The sequence below is a fragment of the Aliidiomarina maris genome (assembly GCF_003987335.1).
Lineage (GTDB): Bacteria > Pseudomonadota > Gammaproteobacteria > Enterobacterales > Alteromonadaceae > Aliidiomarina > Aliidiomarina maris.
In genome coordinates this window covers 1-18,298 of sequence record NZ_PIPK01000010.1, presented here as the reverse complement: position 1 = coordinate 18,298, position 18,298 = coordinate 1, and the positions used below count along the sequence as shown (strand labels likewise).

18 protein-coding genes and 1 other RNA gene are annotated in these 18,298 nt (G+C 50.9%); 16 read left to right on the top strand and 3 right to left on the bottom strand.

The window, feature by feature from the left end:
* The first annotated feature begins 61 nt into the window (after positions 1-61).
* Positions 62-1,696, top strand: a complete 1,635-nt coding sequence (locus CWE07_RS10540; RefSeq protein ID WP_111569912.1) for an amidohydrolase family protein — start codon at positions 62-64, stop codon at positions 1,694-1,696.
* A 5-nt stretch (positions 1,697-1,701) separates the two neighbouring features.
* On the top strand, positions 1,702-2,145 hold the full coding sequence (locus CWE07_RS10535; RefSeq protein WP_111569913.1) for a PH domain-containing protein: 444 nt from the start codon (positions 1,702-1,704) through the stop codon (positions 2,143-2,145).
* Between the two features lie 30 nt (positions 2,146-2,175).
* On the opposite strand, the gene ssrS is transcribed toward CWE07_RS10535, so the two are convergent.
* Positions 2,176-2,360: non-coding RNA, 6S RNA (gene ssrS, locus CWE07_RS10530), on the bottom strand.
* 48 nt (positions 2,361-2,408) lie between these two features.
* Positions 2,409-2,720: a cell division protein ZapA gene (locus CWE07_RS10525; RefSeq protein ID WP_111569914.1), complete on the bottom strand. Its 312-nt coding sequence runs from the start codon at positions 2,718-2,720 to the stop codon at positions 2,409-2,411.
* Between the two features lie 236 nt (positions 2,721-2,956).
* Between CWE07_RS10525 and CWE07_RS10520 the strand changes: the two genes are divergently transcribed.
* From CWE07_RS10520 to CWE07_RS10505, 4 genes are read left to right on the top strand one after another with little or no spacing between them, the layout of a single operon-like run.
* Positions 2,957-3,529: a UPF0149 family protein gene (locus CWE07_RS10520; protein WP_111569933.1), complete on the top strand. Its 573-nt coding sequence runs from the start codon at positions 2,957-2,959 to the stop codon at positions 3,527-3,529.
* Positions 3,529-4,848 carry a Xaa-Pro aminopeptidase gene (gene pepP / locus CWE07_RS10515; RefSeq protein WP_241974124.1) on the top strand — a complete coding sequence of 440 codons (1,320 nt, stop codon included), beginning with the start codon at positions 3,529-3,531 and terminating at the stop codon, positions 4,846-4,848. The genes CWE07_RS10520 and pepP overlap by 1 nt, the downstream gene beginning before the upstream one ends.
* Before the next feature lie 25 nt (positions 4,849-4,873).
* A complete protein-coding gene (ubiH, locus tag CWE07_RS10510; RefSeq protein WP_111569915.1) occupies positions 4,874-6,076 on the top strand; it encodes a 2-octaprenyl-6-methoxyphenyl hydroxylase in 1,203 nt (400 codons plus the stop codon).
* Positions 6,076-7,260: a UbiH/UbiF/VisC/COQ6 family ubiquinone biosynthesis hydroxylase gene (locus CWE07_RS10505; RefSeq protein WP_111569916.1), complete on the top strand. Its 1,185-nt coding sequence runs from the start codon at positions 6,076-6,078 to the stop codon at positions 7,258-7,260. Before ubiH ends, CWE07_RS10505 begins: the two co-directional genes overlap by 1 nt.
* 34 nt (positions 7,261-7,294) lie before the next feature.
* On the opposite strand, the gene CWE07_RS10500 is transcribed toward CWE07_RS10505, so the two are convergent.
* Entirely contained in the window at positions 7,295-8,128 is an 834-nt protein-coding gene (locus CWE07_RS10500) for a LysR family transcriptional regulator (RefSeq protein ID WP_111569917.1), read from the bottom strand.
* A 152-nt stretch (positions 8,129-8,280) separates the two neighbouring features.
* Here CWE07_RS10500 and gcvT point away from each other — a divergent pair, with 152 nt between their 5' ends.
* From gcvT to CWE07_RS10450, 10 genes are all read left to right on the top strand, one after another.
* Positions 8,281-9,369 carry a glycine cleavage system aminomethyltransferase GcvT gene (gene gcvT, locus CWE07_RS10495; protein WP_111569918.1) on the top strand — a complete coding sequence of 363 codons (1,089 nt, stop codon included), beginning with the start codon at positions 8,281-8,283 and terminating at the stop codon, positions 9,367-9,369.
* A gap of 36 nt (positions 9,370-9,405) precedes the next feature.
* Positions 9,406-9,795, top strand: a complete 390-nt coding sequence (gcvH, locus tag CWE07_RS10490) for a glycine cleavage system protein GcvH (protein WP_111569919.1) — start codon at positions 9,406-9,408, stop codon at positions 9,793-9,795.
* A gap of 106 nt (positions 9,796-9,901) precedes the next feature.
* Complete coding sequence (gene gcvP / locus CWE07_RS10485; RefSeq protein WP_111569920.1) at positions 9,902-12,781, top strand: aminomethyl-transferring glycine dehydrogenase; 2,880 nt, start codon at positions 9,902-9,904, stop codon at positions 12,779-12,781.
* A gap of 170 nt (positions 12,782-12,951) precedes the next feature.
* Entirely contained in the window at positions 12,952-14,274 is a 1,323-nt protein-coding gene (locus CWE07_RS10480) for an IS4 family transposase (RefSeq protein ID WP_111569921.1), read from the top strand.
* 490 nt (positions 14,275-14,764) lie between these two features.
* Positions 14,765-15,028, top strand: a complete 264-nt coding sequence (locus tag CWE07_RS10475; protein ID WP_111569922.1) for a BrnT family toxin — start codon at positions 14,765-14,767, stop codon at positions 15,026-15,028.
* A complete protein-coding gene (gene brnA, locus CWE07_RS10470) occupies positions 15,018-15,287 on the top strand; it encodes a type II toxin-antitoxin system BrnA family antitoxin (protein WP_111569923.1) in 270 nt (89 codons plus the stop codon). The genes CWE07_RS10475 and brnA overlap by 11 nt, the downstream gene beginning before the upstream one ends.
* Positions 15,288-15,370: 83 nt before the next feature.
* Positions 15,371-15,625: a type II toxin-antitoxin system HicA family toxin gene (locus CWE07_RS10465; RefSeq protein ID WP_111569924.1), complete on the top strand. Its 255-nt coding sequence runs from the start codon at positions 15,371-15,373 to the stop codon at positions 15,623-15,625.
* Positions 15,622-15,960 carry a type II toxin-antitoxin system HicB family antitoxin gene (locus CWE07_RS10460; RefSeq protein ID WP_111569925.1) on the top strand — a complete coding sequence of 113 codons (339 nt, stop codon included), beginning with the start codon at positions 15,622-15,624 and terminating at the stop codon, positions 15,958-15,960. Before CWE07_RS10465 ends, CWE07_RS10460 begins: the two co-directional genes overlap by 4 nt.
* A gap of 310 nt (positions 15,961-16,270) precedes the next feature.
* Positions 16,271-17,098 carry an AlbA family DNA-binding domain-containing protein gene (locus CWE07_RS10455; RefSeq protein ID WP_197492679.1) on the top strand — a complete coding sequence of 276 codons (828 nt, stop codon included), beginning with the start codon at positions 16,271-16,273 and terminating at the stop codon, positions 17,096-17,098.
* Positions 17,099-17,105: 7 nt separating this feature from the next.
* Positions 17,106-17,993, top strand: coding sequence for a cation diffusion facilitator family transporter (locus CWE07_RS10450; protein WP_058090873.1), 888 nt, complete (start codon positions 17,106-17,108; stop codon positions 17,991-17,993).
* Positions 17,994-18,298: the final 305 nt, after the last annotated feature.

Sequence of the window (18,298 nt, the reverse complement as noted above, 5' to 3'; positions counted from 1 at the left end):
CCTTGTCACACTGAAGGTCAAAATGAATGCGCTCACCTTATAACAACAACGAGAATCTGTCATGTTTAGAGCTCAATTTCCTGCCTCGCAACGCCTGCTTTCGCGTTTACGTATCGCCCTTGGCCGCCCCCTGCGGGTGAGCACCTCAGCACTCATTGTCAGTGCCACGCTGCTTGCGAGTGCCCAAGCGGCACCGCCCGCCGCCCCAGAACGCAGTGAGGGTGAAGGCCTTTACGAGCGCTTAATTTTGCGTGCGGCAACGGTGATCAATGGCGAAGGCGCCCCAGCGGTGGGGCCCGTTGATATTGTGATTGAACAAGACCGAATTGTACGCGTAGATGCCGTCGGTTACCCAGGGGTGCCAATTGTATCGCCGCGCCGGATTGAAGCTGGGCCTAACGATCGGGAAATTGACCTCACCGGACATTATGTCTTGCCAGGCTTTGTCGATATGCATGGTCACTTAGGGGGTTCCGCTGACAATATTCCTGCTGAGTATGTACTCAAGCTATGGCTTGCCCACGGCATTACCACGGTGCGTGAACCGGGCAGTTTTAATGGCTTAGATTGGACGTTAGACCATGTCGAGCGTGCGGCAGCGAATCAGATTGCCGCGCCACGCATTGTGCCTTACGTGGGTTTTGGTCAAGGTAGTGTCGAGCCCATTATTACCGCAGAGCAGGCACGCGAATGGGTGCGCAATATTGCTGCAGCAGGCGCCGCGGGGATTAAGTTTTTCGGTGCGCCACCGCGGGTTATCTCAGCGGCATTAGACGAAGCCCAGCAACAAGGCTTAGGTACGATGATGCACCATGCCCAGCTGAATGTGGTGCGCACCAATGCACTTGATTCTGCGCGCATGGGTTTGACCACCATGGAGCATTGGTACGGCTTACCGGAAGCGCTATTTACCAACCAGCGCATTCAAAACTATTCGCCCGACTACAATTACCAGAACGAGCAAGACCGCTTTGGTGAAGCGGGTCTATTGTGGCAGCAAGCAGCCGCACCCGGGTCTGAGCGCTGGAACGCAGTACGCGACGAACTGGTAGAACTCGATTTCACTATCAACCCGACGCTGAATATTTACGAAGCCAGCCGCGATTTAGCCCGCCAACGTAACGCAGAGTGGCATGACGAATACACCTTGCCGACCTTGTGGGACTTCTTCACCCCAAGCCGTTACGGCCATGGTTCCTATTGGTTTGACTGGACCACCGACCATGAAATCGCATGGCGTGAAAACTATCGCTTATGGATGGCGTTCTTAAATGATTATAAAAACCACGGCGGGCGCGTCACCTTAGGCTCTGATTCGGGCTATATCTATAAAATTTATGGTTTTGGCTATATTCAGGAAATGGAGCTACTGCGTGAAGCGGGCTTTAACGCCCTAGAAGTGATTCAAGCCGCGACCTTACATGGCGCCGAAGCACTTGGCTTAGAGCAGGATATTGGCAGCGTGGTCCCAGGCAAAAAAGCCGACTTGGTGGTGGTCGCTGACAACCCACTGGGTAACTTTAAAGTGCTGTATGGCACAGGCCATTACCGCTTAGACGATAATAACCAACCGATGCAAACACCGGGCATTCGCTACACCATTCGCGATGGCATTGTGTATGACGCCCAAGCGCTGTTGTCTGACGTGCGCCAGATTGTGCGTGACGCTAAAGCTGAACGCGCGGCAAACGAGTGACCCTGATGGACAAAATACACCATTCGAAAGTCGATAACTGGTTGCTGATGACGGTGGTAAGCCTTGCCTTGATGGTGCTGCTGGCGTCGACTTTGCTGGCATTGGCGGGTTTGGCGCCACTCGGTTTGTTGCTGTTTTTGCTCGGTGCCGCATTGCCAATGTGGATAGTGATGGCGACGCGCTACCATATTATTGACGACGAGTTAGTGATTCGTGCCGGCCCACTGCGCTGGCGCTTGCCGATTGACGCGATTGAGCGCGTCGAGGCCTGCCACAATGGCGCGGTGGCACCGGCCATGTCAAAGCAACGCTTGTGTTTGTATTACCATTTGGCCCATGACGGCGCAGCCAAACGCTCCTACATGGTGTATGTGTCGCCAGAAGATCGCTATCAGTTTATTTTCGATATTGGTGTGGCTGACCCAGACGCCGACGAGGCAGATGATTAGTTGCTGAAAAAAGGCGCTAAAAAAGAAGAGGTGCTCCCCAGGGTGCCGCTGCTGCGTGTTAGCCCTTGAACCCACTGGCTCAAGGCGGGTGCTGAATTGAGTAGTCGCAGGCTTCCCGATACAAGTCGGGCTTGCACACTGACTACCAAGCAGGACCCTATGCTGAAAACATCGGCTCAGGGACACTCACCAACTGGCAAACACCCCAGGGAACATAATTTGGTCGACGCGAGCGCCGCGTTTAAACGGGTCTTAAGCGAGGCTTACTCTGCTCTACTATTGTGGCGCTCACCCATGGCTTTTTCAATAGTACCCTGCAATAAACGTATTTTATCTTCCAAAGCTGCGGTGTGTTTGTCTTGGGTTTGTTGCACCTGAATCCACTCATGGCAGAGGTTCAGGGCTGTCATCACCGCAATTTGCTCCACACTACTTAGCTTGGTTGCACTTTTGGTTTCACTTAGGCGCTTGTCTAACTGGCGGGCCGCTTCGCGCAGCGCGCTCTCTTGGCCGTCTGGGCACATCACTCGATAGTTTCTATCCAGTAATTTAATGTCCATGGGTTGACCGCTCATGTTGGCTTCCTCAGTGAATATTCGCAGTGAATCATTATAGGGCGCAGGATAGCTGTACTACTATTAACAAGCAAGTTGGTATTAACAAGCAAGTTGGTATTAACAAGCAAGTTGGTATTAACAAGCAAGTTGGTATTAACAACATCGCCTGAAAGTGGGCGCGCTAGCTCCAACTTGCCAGCAGTGGTAGGATACGGGTTCTAATGTGAGTAATCGATATGGCTTGGAAAAAATTTATGGCAGATTCAACCGCCCGTGCGTTCGACGCCCTTAATCAAGAACTAGAGCGCGAAAACATGCTGCTCAATGCAGCGGAAATGCACGGCATGGTCAGTGGCCTGGTTGCCAGCGCGGCGCCTTTAGAGGCACAACAGTGGCTAGGTTTATTGGCTGATTTAGCCAACGAAGGGCAGGCGTTTAGCCCCACCATGCGCAGTTTACTGCAAGACTTAAATAGCATGATAGCATCCGACTTAGCTGACCCTGAGCTCAGTTTTCAGCTGCTACTGCCAGGTGACGAAGAGCCACTAGGCGAGCGTTTGAAAGCGCTGACGGCTTGGGTGCAGTCGTTCTTGGTCGGCTTTGGTGTGAACCAGCAGAATTTAGCCCAAGCGTCAGAAGATTTGCGCGAAGCGATTCAAGACATGGCAGAAATTGCGCGCTTATCCGATGACGTCGACAGTGACGAGGAAGGCGAACGCGCGTATTACGAAGTGACCGAATACGTGCGCATTACCGCCATTATGTGCTTTAACGAATTAGCTAAAGTAGCGGTGCCACACACAGCCGCGCCAACGACCTTGCACTAATGCCAAAAGCAATGTCAGTCAGCGAGTTACAACGGCGTCGCCGCGCCTTAATGCAAGCATTACCAGCCAACAGCGTGGTGCTACTTAAAGGTTCGGGGTTGGTGATCCGCAGCAACGATACTGAATATCCGTTTCGCCAAAGCAGTGACTTTTTCTATTTAACCGCGCTCAACGAGCCCGATGCGTGGTTATGTATCACTAAGAGTGCAAAAGGCGCGATTCGCGAAACCTTGTTTGTGCTGCCACGTGACCATGAACAGGAAATTTGGCATGGGCGTCGACTCGGCGCCGAAGCGGCGCAAGCATTGACCGGCATTGCCCATGTGTATGACAGCAAAGACTTGAATAAGCGCGTGATGCAGGTGATTGGGCAACACAGCAATTTAGTATGGCCGCTGCAATGTGACGCCGACGAGTTGGCGCTACGTCAGCGCTGGCTCGACCACGTGACGACAGCGCGTAACCTCAATGCGCCACGCCAACATATTGATCTAAACCCCTATGTTCACGAGCTGCGGCTGATAAAATCTGACGCTGAAATTGCGCTGATGCGCCAATCGACAGCCATCGCGGTCGCGGCACACCGACGTGCGATGCAAAGCTGCAAGCCAGGTATGTATGAATACCAAGTGGCGGCCAATATTCATCATGAATTTGCCTTTCAAGGCGCGGCAGGGCCCGCCTATGGCACTATTTGTGGTAGCGGCGATAATGCCTGTATTTTGCATTACACCGAAAATAGCAGCCAAATGCGCGCCGGCGATTTATTACTGATTGACGCGGGTTGCGAATACCAAGGTTACGCCAGCGATATTACCCGCACCTTTCCGGTTGACGGTCGCTTTACCCCGATGCAAGCACGCTTGTACCAGTGGGTATTAAAAGCCCATCGCGCGGCGATAGCGCTGATTAAGCCGGGCAATACCTTGCCCCAGGCCTACAAAGTTGCCGCGCATATTCTGACCGAAGGATTAATTGACCTTGGGGTATTAAAAGGTAGTGTCGCGGAGAACGTCAAAGCGGTGGCGTACCGGCCGTTTTTCATGCACGGCCTTGGGCATTGGTTAGGTTTAGATGTACATGATGTGGGTGAATATAAGCAATCAGGTGACCCGCGGCCATTAAAGGCTGGCATGGTGCTTACCATTGAACCAGGTTTGTATATTCCAACGGATACCGACTGTCACCCTGAGCTTCGCGGCGTTGGTGTACGTATTGAAGATGATATTTTAGTCACTGCCGCTGGGCATGACAATTTAACCGCAGCCGTGCCAGTCGAGATCGATGCCATTGAGTCCCTAATGGCTGGGCAAAGTTAGCGAAGTAAGGTTTAAGGCAGCAATAATGACAGCAAATACAACAGACATAGCGATTGTGGGCGGTGGCGTGGTCGGCGGTTTGGCTGCATTGATGCTTGCCAAGGCACGCCCCGACATTGCGATTACCTTACTCGACGGCAGCGCGCCAGGCCAGCAAGACCCGCGCACGCTGGCACTTGCACACACTACGCTACTGAGCTTGCAATCTGTGGGTATCGCCACGGATAAGCTCGCCACCGCACAGGCGAAGATTGAACATATTCATGTGTCCGAGCGCCGCGGTGCGGGTAGTGCAACCTTGCACGCCAAGCGTTACCAGATAGATGCTCTAGGGCAAGTGGTCAGTGCGCATACTTTGCAACAAGCCATTGAACAAGCTGCCGCGGGTTGCAGCAACTTAAGCTGGCAGATGCAAACCCGCCTCGAACAACTGACCCAGCAGCCAGCAGGGGTCGATTTAACCCTTCACACAGGCGATGACACCACGACGCAACTGAGCGCTAAGTTCGTAATTGGCGCAGACGGTGGCCGCTCGGTGGTGCGCGAACAGTTAAAGATTGCGCGCCAGCAGTATGATTACCAGCAAACCGCACTGATCGCCAATGTGCAACTTGATCGCGAGCACCAAGGGTGGGCCTACGAGCGTTTCACCGAGCATGGGCCGATTGCGTTATTGCCCATTCAAGCGCAGCAAATGGCGCTGGTATGGTGCGTACCTAGCAGCGATGCTGCCAGTATTCAAAGCTTAAGCGACAATGATTTCCTCGCCCAGTTGCAACAAGCCTTTGGCTTTCGCGCCGGGCGTTTTATCGGCGTGGAAAAGCGCGCCAGTTATCCGCTGTACCTGTTACTGGCAGAGCGCGCGATTCACCACTGCTGTGCGTTAATTGGCAATGCCTGCCACACCTTACACCCAATTGCTGGCCAAGGGTATAATCTTGGGGTGCGCGATGTGGTTGATTTGGTGGCTATGGTCACTAGCGCTTGGCACAGCGACCAAGGCGGGTTACAGCATCGTGATCTATTGGCCTATGAAGCCCAGCGCCAACAAGATTATCAGCGCATCGCCGGGCTAACGGATTCTTTAGTGCGGATATTTTCGAATCAGCATTTTCCGTTAGTGGCGGGGCGCAATTTAGGTTTGCTGGCGCTGCGTAAACAACCAGCCTTAGGCTACCCTTTAGCACGCTCAGCAATGGGCTTTCGTAACTTGTTCGGAGCAGCATAATGGCTTTATTGCGTACCCAGATTGCAATTGTAGGCGCTGGCATGGTGGGCTTAAGCCTTGCGATAGCACTTGCACAGCGAGGCCGCGAGGTTATCGTGATTGAGCGTCAACAGGCCAAGCGCGAGATACCCAGCGCCGCGCAAGAGCGTGTAAGTGCGTTGAATGGCAGCTCAAAGCATTGGCTGGAAGCACTCGGGGTGTGGGAGTTATTGCCGACTTCACGGCTTGGCCCATACACCGCCATGCATGTGTGGGACCGCGACAATGGCGCAGATATTCACTTTAGCGCCGCCGATGCGGGAGTCGCAAACCTGGGTCATATAGTTGAAAATGCAGTGGTCGAAGCCTGCATGTGGCAACGTGCAGAAGCCCTTGGGGTACAGGTGGTCGACGGCATTGAGCAAGTTGAACCCAGCTACGAAGCCAACGACACCAGCCTGCAACTTAGCAACGGCGACATTGTGTTAGCACAGTTGGTAGTGGCAGCAGACGGTGCCCGTTCGCGTTTGCGTCAGGCCGTTGGCACCCCAGTGGTGTTTAAAGACTATGAGCAGCAAGGTTTGGTCGCCACCATTCGTTGTCAGCAGCCACATCAACAAGTTGCGCGCCAAGCCTTTATGCCAGGCGGCCCGCTGGCGCTGCTACCATTGCATGATCCGCACCTGGTGTCGATTGTATGGAGCCGCCCCGATTTAGACGCTAACGATTTACACGCTATGTCAGAAGACGACTTTAATCATGCACTGACGGCCGCCAGTGACAATATATTGGGCGTGCTTGAATTAGCCTCGCCGCGGCATAACTTCCCGCTGCGGATGCGCTATGCCGAGCGCTGGGTTCATCAGCGCCAGGTGTTAGTTGGCGATGCCGCACACACTATTCACCCGTTGGCGGGTCAGGGCGCGAACCTGGGCATTGGCGATGCCAAGTTACTCAGCGAGAAAATCAACGATTTAGGCACTTTAAACGGGCAGTTCGACAGCGAAGCACTGACGCGAGCGCTGCGCCAGTACGAACGTGCGCGTAAAGCCGCTGCGGTGCAGCAAATTGCGACCATGGAAGGCTTCCACCAACTGTTTCGTGGCAATAACCCACTGGTGAAAGCCGTACGCGGTCTGGGTTTAAAGTTGGTCGACAAGCAGCCATTACTTAAGCAGTTTTTCTTGCAGCAAGCGAACCGCTAGCGCAGGTGTTCACACTTAGCGCAGTCTTTAAAACTTAGCGCAGCGCATCTTCAATGTAGCGCATCAGTTTCTCGGCGGCCTCACTCGGGCGGCCGTGGCGCTCAAGGTAAATATTAATGGTGCCGAGTTCAGGCAGTTGGTTATGGCGGATCTCCGCCAGCTCCATCGGCACCGACGAGCGCGCGAGCACACTTACCCCTAAACCACTTCGAATCGCACTGGAAATACCCGCCAGGTCACTATTGGTGTAATGAATGCGATAGGCTTGCTGATCGAGCATTTTTAAAGCTCGGCGGCGATACACACAGCCTTCAGGTGCCAGTATCAGCGGCAACGGCGCACTGACTTTACTCTCAGCATGGCTCGACACCCACACCAGCTGGTCGGTTTTCACCAGTACTGCATTGTCAGGCGCGCTTTCTGCCACCGTTAAAATGACATCGAACTGACCACGGCTGGCGCCTAACCGTAAATCACGGCTTAAACCCGACGTCACCTGCAGCGCAACTTGCGGATAACTGCTGGCAAACTGGCCCAGAATGCTGGGCAGCAAGGTCGAGGCGAATTCACTGGGAATGCCCAAGCGCACGTCACCGGTCAGCGACGATTCGGTAAACTGGGCAATAATTTGATCGTTTACATTCAGCATTTGCTGCGCCAACGGGTAAAGCTCGCGGCCCGCATCGGTTAAGCGAATGCGACTGCCTTGGCGCTCTAATAAACTGGCGTTGAGCAGTTGTTCAAGACGTTTAATTTGCAAGCTAATCGCAGGCTGTGAGCGGCCTAAACGCTCACCGGCTTGGGTGTAACTTTGCAAATCGTACACCGATACAAAGGCGCGTAAATTGTCAGAAGGCACATGTTTCATGGTGTGAATAGCGGCTTGGGCATAAATTTAACTAATTTATAGCACTTATTATTAATCTTATAAATAATACTATTTGTCTTTTTAATTTGTTGCCACTGCCTCGAGACTCTATAATCCGCGTTAAATTTAAGCGATAACGGACGTATTTTCTAATGGCAAGTAAAACCCCTTTGTACGATGCTCATGTAGCGGCCGGCGCAAAAATGGTCGACTTCCACGGCTGGGATATGCCGCTTAACTATGGCTCGCAAATTGAAGAGCACCACGCGGTGCGCAAGCAAGCCGGCATGTTCGACGTCTCGCATATGACCATCGTCGATGTCACAGGCCCGGAAGCCAAGCCTTATTTACGCCATTTACTTGCCAACGATGTGGCTAAATTGCAGCAACCAGGCAGAGCCCTATACACCGGTATGCTGAACCAAGACGGCGGTGTGATTGACGACCTTATCGTGTATTACTTTGCCGACGACGCCTATCGCTTAGTGGTGAACTCTGCCACCCGCGACAAAGACATGGCGTGGTTGGTCAAGCAAGCTGGCGAATTCGACGTCGCCGTAACCGAGCGCACTGAATTAGCGATGATTGCATTGCAAGGCCCACTGGCAGAAGAAAAAATCGCTATTTTGCTCAGCGACGACCAATACGGCCAAGTGAAGAACATGAAGCCTTTCTTTGGGGTGCAGCACGGTGACGTGTTTGTTGCGACCACAGGCTACACCGGTGAAAAAGGCTACGAAATTATCGTGCCAAACGAATTGATTGTCAGCGCATGGGACAAGTTACGCGACAACGGCGTGCAACCATGTGGCTTAGGTGCCCGTGACACCTTGCGCCTTGAAGCGGGTATGAACCTGTACGGTCAGGACATGGACGAGCAAGTATCGCCACTAGCTGCCAACATGGCGTGGAGCGTGGCCTTTGAGCCAGCTGATCGTGATTTTATCGGCCGCAGGGCGCTTGAACAGCAAAAGCAGCAGGGCACCGAGAAGCTTATCGGCCTGGTGATGGAAGAAAAAGGCGTACTGCGCGCAGGGCTTAAAATTCAGGTCGAAGGCGGTGAAGGCGTGATTACTTCAGGTACATTCTCGCCAACCTTAGGGTACAGCATTGCCATGGCACGTGTGCCACAGCCAGTCGGCGACACCGCACAAGTGGAAATGCGCAAGAAAATGGTTACAGTAAAAGTGGTCAAGCCAGCCTTTGTGCGAAATGGCGAAGCGGTTATCAAACCTTACTAATTTAATCACAATCAGCATGATGACAAGGACACACAAATGAGCAATGTACCGACAGAACTAAAATACGCGGCGTCGCACGAATGGGTACGTAGCGAAGGTAACGGTATTTACACCGTAGGTATTACCGAGCACGCCCAAGAATTGTTAGGTGACATGGTATTCGTTGAACTACCAGAAGAAGGCGATACCTTCTCGGTAGGCGACGATTGCGCAGTCGCTGAGTCTGTTAAAGCAGCGTCTGACATTTACGCGCCATTGAGCGGCGAAATTGTTGAAGTCAACGAAGACTTAGAAGATTCGCCTGAGAGTGTGAACAACGACCCGTACGGTGACGGCTGGTTGTTTAAGATTAAGGCAGACGACGACAGCGAGCTGAAAAACTTGCTAGACGCTGAAGCCTACAGCGCGTCTATCGAAGACGAATAAGACAGTATGTAGTAAGCCGCAAGGCCCCGCGTTTGCCGGGGCCTTGTTTTTCGTTGCCAGGCATAGCCTGACACAAGGTTCCAATTAGTAATCAAGGTATCGAAACATGAGCGGTAAAACCCTGGAACAATTTGAACGCCACGACGAATTTGTAGCTCGCCACATTGGCCCAAGTGCCGATGAGCAAGCCGCAATGCTTGAGGTTGTGGGTGCAGCATCACTTGACGATATGACCGAGCAAACGGTGCCAAGCGCCATTTTGCGCGACCCGTTTTTAAACATTGGCGAGGCCATGACCGAGCGTGATGCCCTTGCAAAGCTCAAAACCATCGCCAAGAAAAACCAGGTGTTTACCAGCTTTATCGGTGCCGGCTACTACGACACCTTGACCCCGAACGTGATTCTGCGCAACGTGCTGGAAAACCCAGGTTGGTACACCGCGTACACGCCGTATCAGCCAGAAATTGCCCAAGGCCGTTTGCAATCTATCCTGAACTTCCAGCAAATGACCATGGACCTGACAGGCATGGAGCTTGCCAGCGCATCATTGCTGGACGAAGCCACCGCCGCTGCAGAAGCGATGGCGATGGCCAAGCGCGTAGCGAAATCAAAGTCGAACGCGTTCTTTATTGCCAACAACGTATTCCCACAAACCATTGACGTGGTCAAAGCCCGCGCCGATATGTTTGGTTTTGACATCATTGTTGGCGATTGGACCGAAGCGGCTGATCACGATGTGTTCGGTGCCTTGCTACAAAGCCCAGCCGACAACGGCGAAGTAATCGACCTCACTGACATTATCGCCAAAGTACAAGCGCACAAAGCGGTTGTCGGTGTGGCCACTGATTTAATGAGCCTGGTGTTATGTAAATCACCAGGTGAAATGGGCGCCGACATGGTGTTCGGTTCGGCCCAGCGTTTCGGCGTACCTATGGGCTACGGGGGGCCACACGCAGCCTTCTTCGCCACCCGCGACAAGTTCAAGCGCGCATTACCAGGGCGTATTATCGGCGTGTCTAAAGACAGCCGTGGCAAGTTAGCCCTGCGTATGGCGATGCAAACCCGCGAGCAACACATCCGCCGCGAGAAAGCGAACTCGAATATTTGTACCGCGCAGGTGCTACTAGCCAACATGGCATCGTTCTACGCTGTCTACCATGGCCCAGAAGGGCTGAAAAATATCGCAGGGCGCATTCACCGCTTGACCGATATCGTGGCCGCTGGTTTAGCCGAGAAAGGCTTACAAGTGACCAACAGCACTTGGTTCGATACGTTAACCGTGGCAGTACGTGCCAATAAGAGCGAGATTATCGAGCGCGCCCACGCCGCCCAGTTGAACCTGCGCGTTGACCACGACGGTCAGGTCGGTATCAGCTTAGACGAAGCCAAAACCGCAGCCGACGTCGCCACCTTATTTGACGTGATTTTAGGCCCAGGCCATGGTTTGAGCGTCGAAAAACTCGATTCAGAAGTCAGCAGCGACGAAAGCTTGCCGCTGAACTTACAGCGCGACAGCGATTTCTTAAGCCACGAAGTATTTAATTCGTACCACTCAGAAACTGAGATGCTGCGTTATATTAAATCGCTTGAGAACAAAGACTTAGCATTGAACCATTCGATGATTTCATTGGGTTCGTGCACCATGAAGCTGAACGCCACCGCTGAGATGATCCCTGTGACCTGGCCAGAATTCGGTGGCTTACACCCGTTCTGCCCACCAGAGCAAGCACGCGGCTATGCCCAAATGATCGCCAGCTTGTCTGACTGGTTACTAGATATTACCGGTTACGACGCATTGTCGATGCAGCCAAACTCAGGTGCCCAAGGCGAATACGCTGGCTTGTTAGCGATTCAAAAGTATCACCAGAGTCGTGGCGAAGCACACCGCGATATCTGCTTAATTCCAAGCTCAGCCCACGGTACTAACCCTGCGTCTGCGCAAATGGCGAGCATGAAAGTGGTCGTGGTTGATTGCGACAGCAAAGGCAATATCGACGTCGAAGACTTCCGCCGCAAAGCCGAAGAAGCAGGCGAGAACTTGTCTTGCGCCATGGTCACTTACCCGTCGACCCACGGCGTATACGAAGAGAAAATTCGTGAAGTATGCGACATTACCCATGAATTTGGCGGCCAGGTTTACATGGACGGCGCCAACATGAACGCCCAGGTCGGCGTAACCTCACCAGGTTACATTGGCTCGGACGTGTCGCACTTAAACTTGCACAAAACCTTCTGTATTCCACATGGCGGCGGCGGCCCAGGCATGGGCCCAATTGGTGTGAAGAAGCACTTAGCACCTTTCTTACCAGGTCACGTGATGATGGACGGCGAAGGCTTAGCCCACGGCAACCACGCCGTGTCAGCAGCGCCTTACGGCAGTGCCAGCATTCTACCTATTTCGTGGATGTATATCGCGATGATGGGCAGCGCAGGCCTGCGTCAAGCCACTCAGGTAGCTATCTTGAACGCGAACTACTTAGCCACCAAGCTAGCCGAGCACTACCCAATTTTATACACCGGCCGCAACGACCGGGTTGCCCACGAGTGTATTATTGACCTGCGCCCGCTCAAAGAGAAAGCCGACATTGCTGAAATTGATGTCGCCAAACGCTTACAAGATTACGGTTTCCACTCACCGACCATGTCATTCCCAGTGGCAGGCACCTTAATGGTTGAACCGACGGAATCAGAATCGAAAGCTGAAATCGACCGCTTCATTGAAGCCATGGTCAGCATTAAAGGCGAAATCGAGAAAGTCGCAGCCGGCGAATGGCCAGCCGACAACAACCCATTGGTGAACGCACCACACACCCTGGCAGACATTGTCGACAGCGAATGGAACCGCCCATACGAGCGTCAGTTAGCCGCCTACCCAGTAGCGGCCGTCATGGTCGATAAGTTCTGGCCAAGCGTTAACCGCATCGACGACGTCTACGGCGACCGCAACCTGGTTTGCAGCTGCCCGGATATTGATAGTTATCGGTAGGTTGGGGCGGGTGATGTTTGCCCGCTTTGGCAAAGCTATTTGAATTGAAAGCCCACCTTGTGTGTAATGCCGATCAGTTAAGGGTTGGCCAATAAAATTTAACGGATCAGTTGACCGATCCTGTAGACCCTTCAAAATCCGTAATCAGGTATCTGATTACGGATTTTTTTATGTTGTTTAGCCAAGCCCTCGAAACCCTGCAAGACTTCAAACCAGATGACTTTAGTAAGTTATCCGACTTATTAGAGCCAGAGCTCATTGAGCAGTGCCTTCAAGATACCGGAGTTACCACGGTGCGTAAGCGGCGCTTGCCCATGGACTTAATGGTCTGGACGGTGGTTGGTATGGCATTGTTCCGTGATATGTCGATGCGTCAGATAGTGTCCCATTTAGATTTGATGTTGCCTGGGCAACGTCCATACGTCGCGCCAAGCGCAGTCGTGCAGGCGAGACAACGTCTAGGCTCTGATGTCGTGAAACTGATGTTCGAGCGAACCAATGCGCTTTGGTTTGATAAGCTCCCCACCTCAAACTGGAATGGACTGTCGATGCTCGCGGTGGATGGTACGGTATGGCGAACACCGGATACCCCTGAGAACGATGAAAATTATGGACGAACCGTGAATGGTTCAAAGCCCTCTGATTACCCACAAGTGCGTATGGTGACTCAGATGGAAGTCAGTAGCCATCTAACGACGGGCGCCGTGTTTGACAGCGTCGATGTGAATGAAATGGTGCTCGCTGCGCAACTTATTGAAAATACGCCAGACCACTCATTGACCTTATTTGATAAGGGCTTTTACTCGCTCGGTCTGTTACACGCGTGGCAGTCGAAAGGCGAGCAACGACACTGGCTTATCCCTGTTAAAAAGGGCACTCAATACAAGGTGTTACGTAGCTTCAATGATGATGACAGAATCGTCGAGTTAAAACTGTCCCCTCAGGCTCGCAAAAAATGGCCTCAAGCACCGAGCAGCATTCAGGCTCGACTGGTTTCAAAAAAGATAAACAAAAAGCAAGTGGATGTCCTCACCTCAATGGTTAATGTCTCACGCTACCCGCAAGAAGATATTGTTGAGCTGTACACCCATCGCTGGGAAATTGAGCAGGGCTATCGGGAAATGAAACAGTATATGCTGAGCAACGAATTGACCCTGCGCAGTAAGCGACCAGAGCTTGTTACACAAGAGCTGTGGGGGATTTTACTCGCCTACAATTTACTACGTTATATGATGGCACAGATGGCGTATAGCTTAAAAGATGTTGAGCCTTACCAAATCAGCTTCAAGCAGGCATCCGTTTACCTGGTCGGCCAACTGCATATGTTCGCACACGTATCCCCCGGTAATTTACCCAAGATATTTAAGAACATGATGGACATGGCAAGCGCATTTGTCCTGCCTGAAAGGCGAGAGCGCAGCTACCCACGCTCGATAAAAAAGAGGCCAAGTCGTTATCCGACTCGGCCTCCTTCAAAACCTGCTGCTCGTTAGCTTAACTGACAAGCATTAACCTTGTGTGGGCTTTTTTATGCGCTGTGCACAGCGCACTATGTAGCATGCGCCTGAACAGATATTCGGCACATTTTTTCTTGCTCAAATTTCAACGATCTTGTAACGTAAATATATAATAAAACGCGCGCCGAAGGATAATGGCGAAGCGAACGCAGCTCCAACACAGCTGCACAAGATCCCGCTCACGTAGTTTCCTCATGGAAGAGCCTTTCTTATTTCGTTTCGGTTTACTCCCTTTTGCTTGTTTTCGCTTAGGCAGCTTGCGTGGTCTTGCGCGTTAGTTTTGATGAACTTTAGGCAAGCTAAGGGCTGTAGCCGCTAATTTACTAGTTAGTGTGCATGCACGGTTTGCTAGTTATTACGCATGCACGGTGTATTGAGGATAGTGTGCGTGCTCACAATACAAATGTTAGCAGCCGGTCATTTCAGCTTTCTTGCTAAATGAGTAAAAAAGGAATAGTTTATACTCATGGATACGTTTGAGTTTGATAATGAAAAGAGTCAGGTGAATCTCCACAAGCATGGAATCGATTTCCATGATGCCCAGGCGTTATGGGGAGACCAGGATTTACTGGAAGTGCAGGCAGAATCATCGGATGAGCCTCGTTACCTTGTTATTGGTCTTATTGGAATGAAGCACTGGTCTGCTGTTATCACTTACCGAGGTGAGACAATTCGTCTCATTTCGGTTAGGCGCTCGCGCAAAAGAGAGGTAGAGCTGTATGAAAGCTAAAGATTTTGATGCCAAGTTTGATGAAGGTGCAGATGACATTATTGACGATCTGGATGTTAAAACTGCACGGCGAGTGAATCAAGAAGCGAAGCGTATCAACGTCGACTTTCCCGCGTGGGTGGTAGAGTCGCTTGATCGAGAAGCCGCTCGCATTGGTGTTACTCGCCAATCGATTATTAAAGTCTGGTTAGTGGAGCGTTTGCGAGCAGAAGCAGCTAACAAGCCGCTTAAAAGTGACACCGCAAGCGGCGCACGTTAGCGGGGCGTTAGCCGTCATTCCTCAAGTCCCGAACCAATGTTAGATCTTCTTGATTTGGTACTAATAAGTGGTACTATTTAGATATGAAGCGAAAGCATCAGAGAACCTTAGAGGCTATTTTTGCCCGCCCTGTGAGTGGAAATGTTCAATGGCGTGACATTGAGGCATTGTTCGTCGAGCTTGGTGCGGAGGTTAGTGAGCGTGAAGGTAGCCGGGTTGCTGTGGTGCTGTTCGATGAGGTTCGAGTATTTCACCGTCCTCATCCAAGTCCAAGCACTGACAAAGGTGCTGTGGCTAGTATTCGTAAGTGGTTAAAGCAGCATAGGGTATCGCCATGAACACAATGACATATGATGGCTATCACGCCAAAATTGAATATGATTCTGAGCTGGATACATTCAGAGGTGAGATTCTGGGGTTAAATGGTGGTGCGGATTTTTACGGCCGCAACCCTAAAGAACTTCGGGCAGAGTTCAAGAAGTCTTTGCGTGTGTTCCTGGACGTTTGTGAGGAAAAGGGCATTGAACCGCGGCGTCATTACTCGGGCAAATTTAATCTAAGGATTCCTCCGGAACTGCACGAACAACTTGCTATTACGGCGCAAGTAAAGGGCAAAAGCGTTAATAAGCTTGCTCAAGAAGCTTTACAGAAAGAGGTCTTAAATGCCGGCTAACAAGCCGCTTAAAAGTGACACCGCAAGCGGCGCACATTAGCGGGGCGTTATGCCCCATTAACCCTCAAGAAGGAGCGAATATAAAAAGTTAAAATCAGCGGCTATCGTTGGAACCTTTGGAATCGGGGTGGTTCTTACAAACACGGCGAGCGCATTCGAGGATTTAGGCAAAGACTGTAAGCCTATGCAAGAGCTGTTTTTGCAGCTGCAGAAGTGTCCACGCACCGGGGTGAGGCACAAGCCACGATGAATCAATACACTGGATTTCCAGATCAAGAGAATAATCAACCAAACAGGTGGTTAAAGAAAGATGACATACTCATCAGGTAGTTTAATCAATCAAAAAAAATGGATCTTACTTTTTCATTTTATTATTGGTGCAATAATAGGCGTGCTTCTATTACATCCGTTGACGACAATGGTATTCTGGTACGAATACAAGGGCTTAATCGAATTTCCGGGTAACAGCCCGATAGAGTTTTTGATTCAGCGTTTAATTACTGAATTCAAGTTTGAATTAATACCTATGAGCTTTGTGTTTGCACTGCTTGGCGGTATTGTTGGTCTATTGTTCGGTCTGTACCATATAAGACTGTCTGGCCAAAAAAATCTTGTCCGCTATCTGGAACACGAGCTTGCTGAAGAATTACCCTTATTGATTGCCAGAGGCGAAAGTGAGCATCTTGAATTCAAATCCACGTATCGTTGGGATGTAAGACAACAGCGAACGAATCGCGCACTTGAGTTGATTGTCATCAAAGCCATCGCCGGTTTTTTAAATCGCGAAGGCGGTACATTGCTGATCGGCGTTGAGGACAACGGCAATATCATTGGCATCGACTCTGACTTCCAGACATTGAAGCACAAAAATAGAGACGGCTTCGAACGTGCACTGATGGATACGGTTAAAACCAGTCTGGGAGGAAACGCTTGCGCATTACTTCATTGCCGGTTCCACGATATCGAAAATAAAACCATCTGTCGCGTCATTGTCGAGAGCGCTGTTGAACCTGTTTATTATCATGAGGACAGCGTAGCACGGCTTATGGTACGCACAGGTAATAGTACACGAGAGCTGGATGCGCGGGAAGCACATGCCTATCTTTCCAGTCGAACGACAAAATCTTTTTCTTTATAGGTACACAATGAATACGCATTCGCATAACCACGACACTGAATCAATAGGTGATCGCCGCCTGGGATTCGCCATCGCTATCAATATGCTCCTGACATTAGCCCAGGTCGTCGGTGGTATTCTATCGGGCAGCCTTTCACTGATTGCTGATGCACTGCATAACTTCAGTGATGCCGCCTCACTGCTCATTGCCTGGGTCGCCAGAAAGATCGGTCGTCAACCGGCCGATCATTTCAGAACCTTTGGTTATAAACGCGCTGAAATCATTGCTACATTAATTAATTTAGTCACACTTGTCCTGATTGGGCTGTACCTGATCTATGAAGCGCTATGGCGAATCTACGAACCACAGATTATTGAAGGCTGGATGGTTGTGATTGTGGCGTCGATTGCGCTGGTGATTGATCTGGCAACCGCGTTTCTTACCTTTACTATGTCTAAGCACAGTATGAATATCCGTGCCGCTTTTTTGCACAATGTATCGGATGCGCTGGCCTCAGCGGGTGTTATTGTTGCCGGTACACTGATCCTTCTTTATGAGTGGTACTGGAGTGATACCTTAATAACATTATTGATAGCCGCGTATGTTTTGTACCAGGCAGCCACGATGTTACCAAAAACCATTCATATCCTGATGCAGGGAACACCGGAGGGCATTGTTATTGATGATGTCATCACAGCCATGCAGCAGGTAACAAATGTTATCAATGTTCATCACGTACATATCTGGCAACTTGACGAGCATCAGAATGCATTAGAAGCTCATGTTCTACTTTCTGATTATTCACAACTGGATAAAGTGAAGGGTGAATTAAAAACAGCGCTTGCACAAAAATTCTCCATCGGGCATTCAACACTCGAGTTTGAGATTAAAGAATGCAAATATGATCAGTGTTAACTTTTTTATATCGAAGCAAGTTTTAAATGAGTAATTGTGGAAGTGAAGAGTCTGTAATCATTCTTCATGACAGATTGCGTTATGTTCTAGGCATCGTATTTTAATGGTCAATTGTTATCTGATTATAAGAAACAAAAACGTCAGCAGCTCTTAAGGCTGTGATTGCAAAGAAGGACAAGGCATAACACCTATGAGCCTTCGTCCTGTCAATAGGCATTAGTTTTTTATTGGCCGCCGCGTGAGCGGCCAATACCAAATCTCTGAGCCAGTGAGCCTGCTTCGTCTGTCATCGTTGGCTGTTGATG